This window comes from Plantactinospora sp. B24E8, from assembly GCF_039871735.1.
Classification (GTDB): Bacteria; Actinomycetota; Actinomycetes; order Mycobacteriales; family Micromonosporaceae; genus Plantactinospora.
This window is the reverse complement of the sequence record NZ_JBDPMH010000025.1, coordinates 38,497-52,792: the sequence shown is the minus strand read 5'-3', so window position 1 is coordinate 52,792 and position 14,296 is coordinate 38,497. Positions and strand designations below refer to the sequence as shown.

The window sequence follows — 14,296 nt, the reverse complement described above, 5'->3', positions numbered from 1 at the left end:
ACACACCGCACACCCACCCGGGCGCCGGCGACGGCACCCGACCACCCCCGAAATGAGGATATTGATGAAGATATCGCGAATCGCGACAGCGCTGGCCCTGGCCGGCCTGGCCGCGGCGTCGCTCACCGCCTGTGGCAACGACGACTCCGCCGGCGGCGGTAACACGGTCAACTGGTGGACCTGGGACGAGCGCCAGGCCGCCTCGTACCAGAAGTGCCTGCCCGGCTTCCAGCAGGCGAACCCCGGCATCACCGTCAAGATCTCCCAGTACGCGGTCGAGGACTACTTCACCAAGCTGACCGCCGGGTTCGTCTCCGGCTCGGCACCGGACGCGTTCCAGAACAGCGTCCCGCTGCTCGGCGCGTACGCCGGCCAGGGGCAGATCCGGGCGCTCGACGACCTGATCGCCAAGAGCGGCTACGACCTGTCGGTCTTCGACATCGGCGTCGACTCGTGGAAGTACACCGACGGCAAGCAGTACGGCATCCCGCTCGACTGGGCGGCCGCCGCGATCTACTTCAACCAGGACAAGGTCACCGAGGCGGGCCTCACCGCCAACGACATCGCGACGATGACCTGGAACCCCGACGACGGCGGCAGCTTCGACAAGGTCGTCGCCCGGCTCACCGTCGACAAGAAGGGAGTCCGGGGCGACCAGCCCGGCTTCGACAAGAAGAACGTGGCGACGTACGGCATCGGCAGCCTCGCCGCCAGCGACTTCAACGGCCAGACCTCGTGGAACCCGTTCGTCTCGACGCTCGGCTGGCGGCTCGGTGACAAGCCGGCCTGGCCGACCAAGCTCGAGTACGACAACCCCGACTTCATCAAGACCCTCGAGTACGTCCGCGGCCTGGGTGACCGGGGTCTGATGCCTGTCTTCGGCCAACTGACCGCCGCGGGTGGACAACAGCTCGGCTCCGGCGCCGTCGCGATGGTCCAGGGCGGCACCTGGGACGCGACCTCGATCACCAAGATCCCCGGGGTGAAGGTGGGGGTCGCGCCGACCGTCCAGGGCCCCAAGGGACGCTCGATGATCAGCAACTCCAACGCGAACAACATCTACGTCGGCACCAAGAACCTCGACGCGACGTGGAAGTGGGTCACCTACATGGGCTCGGAGGCCTGCCAGTCGGCCGCCGGGGTGGACGCCACCTTCCTGCCCTCGATCGCCGCGTCCCTGAAGGTCACCGTCGACACCCAGGCCCAGCAGGGGCTGGACATCTCCGGCTTCGTCAACGCGCTCAACAACGGCGAGCTGTACCCGGCGCCGCCGACCGCGAACGGTCAGGAGGTCGTCGACACGATCCAGCCGCTGTTCGAGGCGTACTTCACCGGGGAGCGGAACAAGGACGTGTTCCCGGAGATGGCGGCGAAGACCAGGGAGATCCTCGCCAAGTAGGAACCGGTGCCGGGGCGGCGTGGCGCGGTGCGCCGGGCCGCCCCGGCCGCTGACTATCGTCGTGTTCGGAATCATGCGTGTCACACGTTCCGGCCGGCGTCGCAACCACAGGGGGGAACCCGGAATGAACGGCGCAGCCGCCGCGGTCTCGCTGCTCCGAGGAGCCTCCGCCGCGGGAGCCGAGGTCTTCAGGAGCATCCTCACCCGGGGCCCGATCAGCCGTACCGACATCGCCCGGCTCGCCGGCCTGTCGCAGGCCGCGGTCACCAAGGCGGTCGGGCCGCTGATCGAGGTGGGCCTGGTCTCCGACCATCTCGGATCGCAGCGCGACGGGCAGCCGGGACGGCCGGTGAACCCGCTCACCGTCGTACCCGACGCCCTGGTCGCCCTCGGGGTCAAGGTGAACGCGGACGAGATCGTCGGCGTCGCGACCGACCTGACCACCCGGATCCTCGTCACCGACCGGCGCCCGCTCGACTCCACCGGCCTCGACGTGGTGGTCGACGCGATCGAGGCGACCGTGGCGGGACTGGTGGACCTGCTCGGCGTACGGGCCGAACGGCTCTGCGCGGTCGGCGTCGCCGTCTCCGGCGATGTCGACACCGGACGCGGAGTGGTCCGCGAGTCGGCGATCATGGGCTGGGCCGACGTGCCACTCGGCACGATCCTGACCGACCGTCTCGGCCGGGAGGTGCTGGTCGAGAACGACGTCCGGGCGCTCACCATCGGCGAGCACTGGTTCGGGGTGGGGGTCGGCACCGCCTCGTTCGCGATCGTCACGATCGGCCGCGGCATCGGCAGCGGCCTGCACCTCAACGGCGAGGTGGTCGAGGGCGCCCACGGGGTGGCCGGCGAGATCGGGCACCTGCCGCTGACCTCACCCGACCGGGTCTGCCCCTGCGGCCGCCGGGGCTGCGTCGAGGCGGTCGCCGGTACCCCCGCCATCGTCGCCGAGGTCGCCCGGGGGCACGGCGGCAACCTGTCGCTCGCCGAGGTCGTCGCCCTGGCGCACCGGGGCGACCCACTCGCGGTACGGGTGTTCGCGCAGGCGGCGACCGTGATCGGCACCGCGATCGCGACGCTGGTGAACCTCACCGGCCCCGAACTGGTCATCATCGGCGGCGAAGCGGTCAGCGACTTCGACCTCTTCGAGGAGCCGCTGCGGGCCGCGTTCGCCGACCACGTCTTCGGGGCGGCCGGCCGCTGCCGGATCGTCGCCCGCCCGTACACCTTCGAGGACTGGGCGCGCGGCGCCTCCGCCTCGGCCATCCGCCGTCTGGTGGAGGACCGGGGCTGAGGCGCCGCCGCGCCGGCCCGGGGGTCGGGCCGGGCCGGCGCGGTGCGGTCACGGCGTGGCGAGCTCGAACCGACGTACGGTCACCGCGCCGCCGAGCGACTGGGTCGCGTAGTTGAAGACCGCGAACCGGTAGCCCATGAAGAACTGCCAGGCGTTGTTGAGCGTCAGGGTGTTGCCCAGCGGGACGAAGGTGACGCCGTCGGTGCTGTACGAGAAGCGGGCCTGCCGACCGGAGCCGGGTCTGATGTCGGCGTTGGCCCGCAGCCAGATCCGACCGCCGGAGACCGGCGCGCTGGCGATCTCGCTGCCGGTGCCGGTGGTGTTCCAGTTGCCGTCCATGGTCAGGTTGTTGGTCATCACCACCCGGGTGGCGCCGTTGTCGCGCCGGACGCCGATCCAGGCGGAGGACTGGCGCAGCATCGCCAGTCCGGTACGGTCCCCGTCCCGCATGGTCGAGTAGTCGAGCTCCACGGTCGCGGTCGAGGTCGGCCCCTGGATGCGGTGGGTGAGGGTGTTCCGGGCCCGGTAGAGGTCGTTGGTGACCGTCGCGGTCTGCAGGCTCAGCCCGTTGTTCACCGACCACCGGCTGTTGTCCGGGTTGTGGTTCCACTCCCACTGCGGGCCGAGGGTGGTCCCGGCGAAGGTGTCGACGCCGGTGAGCGGTTTGACCGGGCGCGGCGGCAACGGGTTCGGGTAGCTGGCGCCCCAGACCCCGTTGACGGTCTGCAGCACCGGCCAGCCGTCGCCGGTCCAGGTGATCGGCGCCAGGGTCGGCATCCGGCCGCCGGGGTACGCGTCGGTGAACGCCATGTAGTACCACTGGCCGTTCGGGGTCTGGACCAGCCCGCCCTGGTGCGGCACCCCGCCCCCGGCGATCGGTCCCGGCAGGTCGAGCAGGACCTGACGGATCTCGTACGGGCCGAACGGGTTGTTCGCCTTGAGCACGTACTGGCCGTTCGCGGGGCGGGTCAGCCAGATGTAGTAGCTGCCGTTGCGCTTGTAGAAGCGGGCTCCCTCCAGGGTGCCGATGTTCGACGGGGTCTGGAACACCTGTTGGTTGCGGACCTGGGTCCGGCCGTCGGCGGAGAGCTGGGCGACGCTGATCGTGCCGTTGCCGTACGCGACGTACATGGTGTCGTTGTCGTCGATCAGCAGGCCGGCGTCGTAGTAGCAGTTCGGGATGGTGGCGTGCCGGCTCCAGGTGCCGTCGACCGCGGAAGCCGTGTAGATGTGGGTCTGGGCGAAGTCGATGCAGCCGGCCCAGTAGAAGGTCCGGTTGCTCTGCCGGTAGTTCAGCGTGGAAGCCCAGATGCCGTCCACGTAGGCGTGGCCGCCGGAGAGGTCGTACTTCGACCCGAAGTCCAGCCGGGGCACCGAGTGTCCGGCGAACTCCCAGTTCACCAGGTCGTACGAGCGCAGGATCGGCGCCCCCGGCGAGTAGTGCATGGTCGACGCGGAGAGGTAGAAGGCCTCGCCGACCCGGATGATGTCGACGTCGGCGAAGTCCTGCCAGATCACCGGGTTGCCGAACGTGCCGCTGGCCGGCGGGGTGGTGGGCGGCGGGGTGCCGCCGTCGACCCGGACCAGTTGCCACTGCTGGTTGTTGCCGCCCCAGTCGTCGTACTGCACCACGTTCGCCCCGTCCGCGGTCGAGGCGTTCTGCACCTCGACCGCCTTGCCGCTGTGCCGGCTGATCAGTCGTACGTGTCCGCCGGAGGAGTCCGCCAACCGGAACTGCTGGTTCGTCCCGTTGGTGTCGGTCCACTGTATGATCCCCGCGCCGTTGGCCGTCGACCGGTTGGAGACGTCCAGCACCTTGCCCGAGTGCCGGGACCGCAGCCGGTAGTACCCGTCGCCCGAGTCGACGAACTGCCACTGCTGCTGGGCACCGTCGTTGCGGGCCCACTGGGTGATCCGCGCGCCGTCGTTGGTGGCCAGGTTGTAGACGTCCAACGCCTTGCCGCTGTTGCGGTTCAGCAGGACGTACCAGGCCGACGTGTCGACCGTCGCGGCCGACGCCGGATTCGGGCCGAATCCGATGGCGGCGGTGCCGACGAGGAGGGTGGCCAGGGTGACGACGAGCGCGGCCCGCCAACGACGCAGTCGGGGGCGGGCCGCCGGATGGCGGGCCGGTTCGGGCGGCGCCGCCGGCAGGGGCGCTCGGCCGGTGTCGTTCATGACGTCTCTCCTTCTTGTCGGGGGCCAGCCGGGCGCGGTGCGGCGTACCGGAGGTCGTCGCGGGGCCGCCCTGCGGGTCTCCCGGTCGATCCCGGGCATGATGACCCGGCGGCAAGTGTTAGCGCTAACAACTTCGCCCGAGTCTCCCGACCTCGCCGAATGAGGTAGCGAGACAAACACGTGGATGGATGTACCGGATATTGCCAGACTGTTACCGCACCTTCAAGGGGCGACTGTCGATACGCGGATCGGACCGCCTCCACCTGCATTCCTTTTGGCACGACGCTCGGGCCTCCGGACCAATAACGCCTTTTCCAATCTCGACCTCGGCGCGGATCGAAAAAAACGTCACACCGCTTTTCTGTTACGCCGGCCGGGGCCGATCGGTCGCGGGCCGGTCCGCCCCGCCCCCGGTCCCCCGTGACTGTCCGGCGCTCGCGATCCCGGTCCATCGCCGCCGACCGGAAGGGCTGCGGTCGACCCGACTCACCTCGTCCGGACCGCACCCACGGCGGCCGGTCAGGCACACACCGGACCCACGGCGACCCGGGCGGGCACACCGGACCCGCTGCCGCCGGGCGGGCGCACACCGGACCCCTTGCCGCCGGGCGGGACGCGCCGGACCGTACGGCTACCGGACCAGCGGAGGCCGGGGACGGAAGGACGCGTCGGCGAGGAACTGGGCGGACGGCGCCGACGGGTCGACCCACAACTCGTGGTTGCGGTGGCGCAGGAACCATCCCGGATAGTTGGCCGACTCCAGCAGGACCGAACCGGGCGCCGCACCGGCACGAACGCAGAACGTCGCGTCCCCCCGGAACAGCGGGGTCCCCTCGTCCACGCTCAACCTCAGCCGCCAGGACGAGTGGCGCAGGTACCGGCCGTCCTCCGCCCGGAAGGAGACACAGTTCGGCTCCGCGAGGCCCGCAACCACCTCGAAGGTGGCCCGCTGTCGGGCCGACGCCGGACTGTCCGCACCGACCTGGGCGAGCACACCGACGTCGTCGGTCGTCGTGACGAGCAGGCCCGCCTGGTTCACCGGCTCCAGGGCCACCGACCCTGGCCGAAGCGACGACCCGCCGCCGCCCGACGGCCCGGTGACGGTCGGACTCGGACGGCTCGGCCTCGGCGCGGTCGTGCCGGGCTCCGGCGTTGACGGCACGACCTCCGGCAGGGTGGGCCTGGGCGCCCCGCTGGTCGCCGGTGCCGACGTCGGCGCCGCGATGACGACCACGGGCGCCGGTGGCTCCGGCCAGGTCGCCGTGGTGACGGTGGCACCGGCGACGAGCGTGCCGGCGGTTACCGCCGCGGCGACCGGGTGTGCCCCGATCACCTGGCCGAGTTGGCCGAGCAACCCCGCCTTCAGACCCGCCCCGACGGCTCCGGAGCCACCGGTCGTGCCCGAGAACACCGCTGCGGAGGCGGCGCCGGCACCCGCGACCATGGCAGTGCCCTTACCGGTCAGGGTGGCCGCCAGAGCCAGCGGGACCGGGAGCAGGGCGAGACCGACGAGCAGCCGCTCCGGCGCGATCCGGTCCCGGCCGGCCCGCAGGCAGCTGGGACAGGTCCGGGTGTGCCGCGTGACGCGTTTGCGCCACAGCGGACTCGGTACCTGGTTCCAGCCGGTCAGCACGGTGGCCAACTCGTCGCAGCCGGGCCGGGCGTCCAGCGCGGCCACCAGTGACCGGCTCAGCTCGAGCTGGTTACGCATCCGTTGGATCCGCACCCCCGCGTGGGCCAGGCTCACCCCGAGCGCCGCCGCGACCTCGGCCCTGGTGAGCCGCCCTGCGGTCTCCAGCCACCAGAGCGACAGCAGCGCCCGGTCGTCCGGGTCGAGCCAGCGGCTGGCCCGTACCACCTGCCGGCGTTGCTCGGACAGGTCCGCGCGCAAGGCGGCCAGGCCCTCCAGGTCGGCGCCGGCGTCCGGGACCTCGGTCACCTCGTCCAGGGCGACCGCGCGGGCGGCGTTCGCCCGGTGCCGGTGCAGGTGTGTGCTGACCTGGCGCAACGCGATCGCCACCAGCCAGGGGCGGAAGCTCTCCGGCGTCCGCAGCGTCCGCAGTTCCCGCAGGGCGCGGAGCATCGTCTCCTGTACGACGTCGTCGACCTCCGGATCGCCGCTCAGCGCCCTGCCCACGATGGTGTACACCATCGGCAGGTACGCCGTGATCAGTTCGTCGAGCGCCCGGGGGTCGCCGGCCTGCGCGGCGAGGACCAGGCTCGTCTCGGTGGTACGGGTAGCTCGCATTTCCACTTCGCTGTCGCAGGTGCCGACCGGGGCGCCCTCGCCCGACACGCGCCGACCCGGAGGGGAACGGCACGATCGGTCGGGCACCCTGTGTCGACCCCGGTAGCCGTCGGCGCCGGGGTCGTCCGTGGTGTGGTGGTTGACTGTGGTTGACCGCGGGAGTCGAGTCAAGCGCCGCCGTCGGTTTTTCCGTTGTCCGGACGGAGAGCCACCGACTCCACCGGGAACACCCGAATAGGCCGGTCGGCGCAGGGATCCCTACGCCGTCATGGATCGTTGTCGCCACGGAAGTGGCCGGTCCGGCGGTGAGGCGCGGACGTCGGCGGCGTCAGACGACATCGGAACCGCGCGCCACCGAATACAGCGGCACCACCGACGGGGTCGCCGGAAAGTCTGGGTTGCGGGCGTGTTAACGACAGCGTATGTTAGCGCTCACATCGAAGTTTGCCCATGACGCGGTCGCCTTGCCCCACCGCGGACGTCAACGGAGACCACCCGATGCCGAACCCCGCCCTGAACCGTCGCCGTCTCTTGCAGGTCGCCGGCGCCGCCACCGTCGCGTCGGCCATCGGGCCGACCGTGACCGGCGCACCGGCGCACGCCGCGCTGGCCCCCGCCCGACCCGACATCGGAGTCGCCGCGTACCCGTTCGACCTCGGTCAGGTACGCCTGACCAACAGCCGATGGCTGGACAACCAGAACCGGACCCTGAACTACCTGCGCTTCGTCGACGTCGAACGACTGCTCTACAATTTCCGGGCCAACCACCGGCTCTCCACCAACGGCGCCGCGGCCACCGGCGGCTGGGACGCCCCGAACTTCCCGTTCCGCACCCACATGCAGGGACACTTCCTCACCGCCTGGGCCCAGATGTGGGCGGTGCTCGGCGACACGACCTGCCGGGACAAGGCCAACCGGATGGTCGCCGAACTCGCCCGGTGCCAGGCCAACAACAGCGCCGCCGGCTTCAACACCGGCTACCTCTCCGGATTCCCCGAGTCCGACTTCAGCAGCCTCGAGGCCCGCACGCTCAGCAACGGCAACGTGCCCTACTACTGCATCCACAAGACCCTGGCCGGCCTGCTCGACGTCTGGCGCTACCTCGGCAACGAGCAGGCCCGGGACGTCCTGCTCGCGCTCGCCGGCTGGGTCGACTGGCGCACCGGCAGGCTCACCTCCGCGCAGATGCAGGCCATGCTGGGCACCGAGTTCGGTGGCATGAGCGCGGTCCTGACCGACCTCTACCAGCAGACCGGCAACGCCCGCTGGCTGACCGTCGCACAGCGGTTCGACCACGCCGCCGTGCTCAACCCGCTGGCCGCCAACCAGGACCAGCTCAACGGTCTGCACGCCAACACACAGGTGCCCAAGTGGATCGGAGCCGCCCGGGAGTACAAGGCCACCGGCACCACCCGGTACCGCGACATCGCCAGCAACGCCTGGAACATCACGGTCAACGCGCACACGTACGCGATCGGCGGCAACAGCCAGGCGGAACACTTCCGCGCCCCGCACGCCATCGCCAGCCACCTGGCCCGGGACACCTGCGAGGCGTGCAACACCTACAACATGCTCAAGCTGACCCGGGAACTCTGGTTGCTCGACCCGAACCGGGTGGCCTACTTCGACTACTACGAGCTGGCGCTGCTCAACCACCTCATCGGCCAGCAGAACCCGGCCGACAGCCGTGGGCACGTCACCTACTTCACGCCGCTGCACCCCGGTGGTCGGCGCGGGGTCGGTCCCGCCTGGGGCGGCGGTACCTGGAGTACCGACTACAACTCGTTCTGGTGCTGTCAGGGCACCGGTATCGAGGTGAACACCAAGCTGATGGACTCGGTGTACTTCCACAACGGCGACACCCTGACCGTGAACCTGTTCATGCCCTCGGTGCTCACCTGGGCACAACGCGGCATCACCGTCACCCAGACCACCTCGTACCCGGTCAGCGACACCACGACGCTCACCGTGACCGGCAGCGCCGGCGGATCGTGGACGATGCGGATCCGCATCCCGGCCTGGACAACCGGGGCCACGGTCAGCGTGAACGGCACCGCGCAGAACATCCCCACCACGCCGGGCACGTACGCCGTGCTCACCCGCACCTGGGCCTCCGGTGACACCGTGACGGTCCGGTTGCCGATGCGGGTGGTGATGCGGGCCGCCAACGACAACCCCGCCGTCGCCGCCGCCACGTACGGGCCGGTGGTGCTCTCCGGCAACTACGGGGACACCACCCTGGCCGCGCTGCCCGCGCTGAGCCCGTCGTCGATCACCCGGACCAGCGGCACCACGCTCGCCTTCACCGCCACCGCGAACGGGTCCACGGTCAACCTCGGCCCGTTCTACGACGCGCACGGGCACAACTACACCGTCTACTGGAACACCGGCGGGGGCGGCAACCAGGGCGGTGGGGCGGGGTACCGGCTGGTCAACGCGGCGAGCGGACTCGTCCTCGGCGTACAGAACATGTCCACCGCCGACGGTGGGCTGGCGGTGCAGTGGAACGACACCGGCACCCCGGACCACGGCTGGGAGGTGATCGCGGACGGCACCGCGATCCGGCTCCGGAACGTCAACAGCGGAAAGGTGCTCGGGGTGGAGAACATGTCCACCGCTGTCGGCGCCCGCGTCCTGCAGTGGGGCGACACCGGCACCGCCGACCACCGGTGGACCGTGGTCGACGTCGGCGACGGCACCCACAAGCTCCGCAACGTGCACACCAATCTGCTGCTCGCCATCTCGGGCGGCTCGACCTCGGCCGGCGCCCAGGCGGTACAGGACGCGGACAACGGCAGCGCCGACAACCAGTGGCGGTTCGTACCCAACGGCGCCCGCCGGATCCAGAACCTCCACAGTGGGCTCGTCCTCGGCGTACAGAACATGTCGACGGCCGACGGTGGGCTGGTCATCCAGTGGGGCGACACCGGTACCGCCGACCACCTCTGGACGGCGGTCGTCGACACCGGCGGATACCTGCGACTGCGGAACACGAACAGCGGCCGGGTGCTCGGGGTGGAGAACGGCGGCACCGGCAACGGCGCCCGGGTGCTCCAGTGGGCCGACAACGGCACCGCCGACCACCGCTGGCGGCTGCGCCACGGCGGCAACGGCTACTTCCGGATCCAGTGCGCCAACGGCGGCCGGGTCCTCGGCGTCACCGGCGCCTCGACCGCGGCCGGAGCCCAGATCGTGCTCTGGGACGACAACGGCACCGCCGACCACCTCTGGCGATTCATCTGAACCCCCTGACGGGAGGACCCATGCGCACCAGAACCCGATGGCTGGCCGCCGCGGCCGTGACGCTGCTGGCGGTCGCGGTGACCGTCACCGAACCCGCCCGGTCGCCGCAGCCCGCGCAGGCGTTGAACAACGGGGTGGCCCGTACCCCGCCGATGGGCTGGAACACCTGGAACACGTTCGGCTGCAACATCAACGAGAGCCTGATCCGGGAGACCGCCGACGCCATGGTCGCCAACGGGATGCGGGACCTGGGCTACCGGTACGTGGTCGTCGACGACTGCTGGTTCAACCCGGACCGGGACGCCCAGGGCAACCTGCAGGCCCATCCGACCCGGTTCCCGAGCGGCATGAAGGCGCTGGGTGACTACCTGCACGCCCGCGGTCTGCTGTTCGGCCTCTACCAGGGACCACTGGACCAGACCTGCGCCCAGTACTTCGACGCGTTCCCCGGTTCGACCGGCAGCCTCGGACACGAGGCCCAGGACGCCCGCCAGTTCGCCGCCTGGGGTGTGGACTACCTCAAGTACGACTGGTGCTCGCCCACCGGGACGATCAACGAGCAGGTGGCGAGGTTCGCCATCATGCGGGACGCACTCGCCGCCACCGGCCGCCCGATCGTCTACAGCATCAACCCGAACAGCATCCACGAGAAGACCGGCCCCCAGCGCAACTGGGGCGACGTGGCCAACCTGTGGCGTACCACCGAGGACATCACCAACGCCTGGAACACCGGCCAGACCAACGGGTACCCGATGGGCATCCAGAACATCGTCAACGTCAACGTGCCCCTGGCCGGGTACGCCGCACCGGGCTCGTTCAACGACCCGGACATGCTGGAGGTCGGCAACGGCGGCATGACCGACACCGAGATGCGCAGCCACTTCGCGCTCTGGGCGATCATGGCGGCTCCGCTGATGGCCGGCAACGACGTGCGCAACGCCAGTACGGCGACCCTCAACATCCTGCGCAACCAGCACCTGGTCGCGATCAACCAGGATCCGCTGGGCCTGCAGGCCGTGCAGGTGAGCAACGACGGCACCCGGCGGGTACTGGCCAAGCGGCTCGCCAACGGCGACGTCGCGGTGGCCCTGTTCAACCAGGGCGGCTCCACCACGACCGTCTCGACCACGGCAGCGGCGATCGGCAAGACCGGCGGCCCGTTCACCCTCCTGGACGCCTGGACGAACGCCACCACGACGACCACCGGCACCATCTCGGCCAGCGTGCCGGCGCACGGCACGGTCGTCTACCGGGTCAGCGGTGGTGGCACCGGCACCCCCCCGACCCCGACCACCTTCCGACTGCGTGGCGACGCGAGTGGCCGCTGCCTGGACGTGAACAACTCCAACACGGCCAACGGCACGGCGACGTTGATCTGGGACTGCCACACCGGGGCCAACCAGGTCTTCACCCAGGCCGGTCAGACGCTGCAGGTGCTCGGCAAGTGCCTGGACATCTCACCGAACGCCACAAACGGCACTCCGGTGCAGATCTGGGACTGCAACGGCGGGACCAACCAGCAGTGGACGTTCAACAGCAACGGCACCATCAGCAGCGTCCGGTTCCCCACGCTCTGCCTGGACGTCAACAACGGCGGCACCGCCAACGGCACCACCGTACTGGTCTGGAGCTGCCACGCCGGGGCGAACCAGCGGTGGACCCGGACATGACCCCGTCGGCCCTGCGACCACCGGTGGTGGCCGGCACCGGTCCGTAGCCACCGCCACCGCCACCGTTCTCGTTCCCGACCTAGACCGCGGGACCACGGTGGTCGGCCGGGCTCCCCGGCCGTCGGTACCGGGCGCCGACGGTCGGGGAGCCTCCGGTCTCCCGGCACGGACATCCCGTCCGAAACCACCGACCTCACCTGTTGACGGTCGTCCGCTCCGGTCACGTCCCCCGCCCACCGGAGCGGCGACCCACACCGACAGGTGACTTCGCCGGCGCCCCCGCACCGCCGTGGGGTGCGGGGGCGCCGGCCCCACCACCCACCCCGCACACGTCGACCTCCAACCATCGGGGTCGGGCAGCACAGTGAGGAACCGCAGACCACTACGGGCCGTGGTGACGGTCTCCGTCTGGGGCATCCGGGACAGCGACTCCTGGCGCACCGGCCAGAACCCCTGCTCTTCGACGGCAACGGCAACAAGGAGCCGGCGTACGACGCGGTGCTGAACGCACTGAACAGCGGCGGCGTCACCCCACCCCCGTCGACAACCACACCCCCGCCCTCGGCCGGTGGCTGCTCCGCCAGCATCTCCCTGAACTCGTGGAATGGCGGTTTTGTCGCCACGGTACGGGTTACCGCCGGATCGAACCCGATCAACGGCTGGCGGGTCACCCTCACCCTGCCGTCCGGTACGACCGTGACCGGCGCGTGGAGCGCCAACCGGAGCGCCGACAGCGGCACCGTCGCCTGGACGAACGTCGACTACAACGGCCGCGTGGCCGCCGGCCAGTCGACCGAGTTCGGTTTCCAGGCCAGCGGAAACGGACAGATCGCCACACCGAGTTGCGCCAGCAGCTGAGCCGTCGGGGCGGGCCGGTGCGGTGGTACCGGCCCGCTCCAGGGAGCACCAGGGAGATCAACATCGAAGGTCGGTAGAATTCGGGCCTGCTCCCACGGAAGTGCGCGACGACGAAGGTGGAGATCGTGACGACAGTCCAGGTGCCCGGCTCCAAGTCGGTGACCGCGCGGGCCCTGTTCCTCGCCGCCGCCGCCGACGGCACGTCACGGCTGCGGGCCGCCCTGGACTCCGACGACACCCAGGCGTTCCGGGACGGCCTGCGCACGCTCGGCTACCAGGTCACCGAGGCCGGCGCCGACTGGCTCGTCGACGGCCACCCCGCCGGCCCACCGGCGGGCGACGCGGACGTCTACTGCCGCGACGCCGGCACCGCCGCCCGGTTCCTGCCCGCGCTCGCCGCGGTCGGGCACGGCCACTACCGGTTCGACGCCTCGGCACAGATGCGTCGCCGCCCGGTCGGCCCGCTCGCCACCGCACTGCGCGACCTCGGCGCCGACCTCCACTTCGCGCAGGCCGAGGGGCACCTGCCGCTCGTGGTCGACGCGACCGGGCTGCGTGGCGGGCACCTGCGACTCGACGCGTCCGTGTCGTCCCAGTTCCTCACCGCGCTGCTGATGGCCGCCCCGTTGATGGCCGACGGGCTCACCATCGAGGTCACCGACCTGGTCTCCCGGCCGTACGTGGAGATGACCGTGACGATGATGGCCGACTTCGGGGTCACCGTCCGGACCGTCGGCAACACCTTCACCGTGCCGCCGCAGCGATACGCCGCCCGCGGCTACGACATCGAACCGGACGCCTCGACCGCCAGCTACTTCTTCGCCGCCGCCGCGCTCACCGGACAGACGGTCACCGTACCGGGGCTGGGCAAGAACGCGATGCAGGGCGACGTACGGTTCGTCGAGGCGCTGCGGGCGATGGGCGCCGAGGTGGTCGTCGAGGAGAACCGGACCACGGTCACCGGCACCGGACGGCTCGGCGGCCTCACCGTCAACATGCGGGACATCTCCGACACCATGCCCACCCTGGCCGCGATCGCACCGTACGCCGACGGGCCGGTCCGGATCGAGGACGTCGCCAACACCCGGGTGAAGGAGTGCGACCGCCTCGAGGCCTGCGCGACCAACCTGCGGGCGATGGGGATCGAGGTGGCCACCGGCGACGACTGGATCGAGATCCACCCCGGTACGCCGCGCCCCGCGCTGATCGACTGTCACGCCGACCACCGGATCGCGATGGCGTTCAGCGTCGCCGGCCTGCGCGCCGACGGTCTGGTGCTCGACGACCCGGAGTGCGTCCGGAAGACCTTCCCCGACTTCCACCGGGTCTTCGGCGACCTGCGTCGGGAATGGGACCTCACCGCCGGTTAGCAGCCCCGGCCCGGCCAGGCCGGCACCCCGGCC

The 14,296-nt window shown here is 70.8% G+C and carries 7 protein-coding genes and 1 pseudogene; 6 read left to right on the top strand and 2 right to left on the bottom strand.

Annotation, left to right across the window (positions count from 1 at the left end; genetic code table 11):
* Positions 1-64 precede the first annotated feature (64 nt).
* Both ABGB21_RS27030 and ABGB21_RS27025 read left to right on the top strand, forming a co-directional pair.
* Positions 65-1,399: a sugar ABC transporter substrate-binding protein gene (locus tag ABGB21_RS27030; protein ID WP_347680141.1), complete on the top strand. Its 1,335-nt coding sequence runs from the start codon at positions 65-67 to the stop codon at positions 1,397-1,399.
* A gap of 124 nt (positions 1,400-1,523) precedes the next feature.
* Entirely contained in the window at positions 1,524-2,696 is a 1,173-nt protein-coding gene (locus tag ABGB21_RS27025) for an ROK family transcriptional regulator (RefSeq protein WP_347655605.1), read from the top strand.
* A gap of 48 nt (positions 2,697-2,744) precedes the next feature.
* Here the strand turns inward: ABGB21_RS27025 and ABGB21_RS27020 are convergent, their stop codons facing one another.
* Complete coding sequence (locus ABGB21_RS27020) at positions 2,745-4,874, bottom strand: RICIN domain-containing protein (protein WP_347655604.1); 2,130 nt, start codon at positions 4,872-4,874, stop codon at positions 2,745-2,747.
* A gap of 631 nt (positions 4,875-5,505) precedes the next feature.
* Entirely contained in the window at positions 5,506-7,122 is a 1,617-nt protein-coding gene (locus ABGB21_RS27015; protein ID WP_347655603.1) for a sigma-70 family RNA polymerase sigma factor, read from the bottom strand.
* 498 nt (positions 7,123-7,620) lie between these two features.
* On the opposite strand from ABGB21_RS27015, the gene ABGB21_RS27010 reads away from it, so the two are divergent.
* From ABGB21_RS27010 to aroA, 4 genes and pseudogenes are all read left to right on the top strand, one after another.
* Complete coding sequence (locus tag ABGB21_RS27010) at positions 7,621-10,365, top strand: beta-L-arabinofuranosidase domain-containing protein (RefSeq protein WP_347680139.1); 2,745 nt, start codon at positions 7,621-7,623, stop codon at positions 10,363-10,365.
* A gap of 20 nt (positions 10,366-10,385) precedes the next feature.
* A complete protein-coding gene (locus ABGB21_RS27005; RefSeq protein WP_347680137.1) occupies positions 10,386-12,035 on the top strand; it encodes a ricin-type beta-trefoil lectin domain protein in 1,650 nt (549 codons plus the stop codon).
* Between the two features lie 400 nt (positions 12,036-12,435).
* Positions 12,436-12,893, top strand: a pseudogene (locus ABGB21_RS27000) (cellulose binding domain-containing protein); the annotation flags it as partial.
* A 125-nt stretch (positions 12,894-13,018) separates the two neighbouring features.
* Complete coding sequence (gene aroA, locus ABGB21_RS26995; RefSeq protein ID WP_347657123.1) at positions 13,019-14,263, top strand: 3-phosphoshikimate 1-carboxyvinyltransferase; 1,245 nt, start codon at positions 13,019-13,021, stop codon at positions 14,261-14,263.
* The last annotated feature ends 33 nt before the right edge of the window (positions 14,264-14,296 follow it).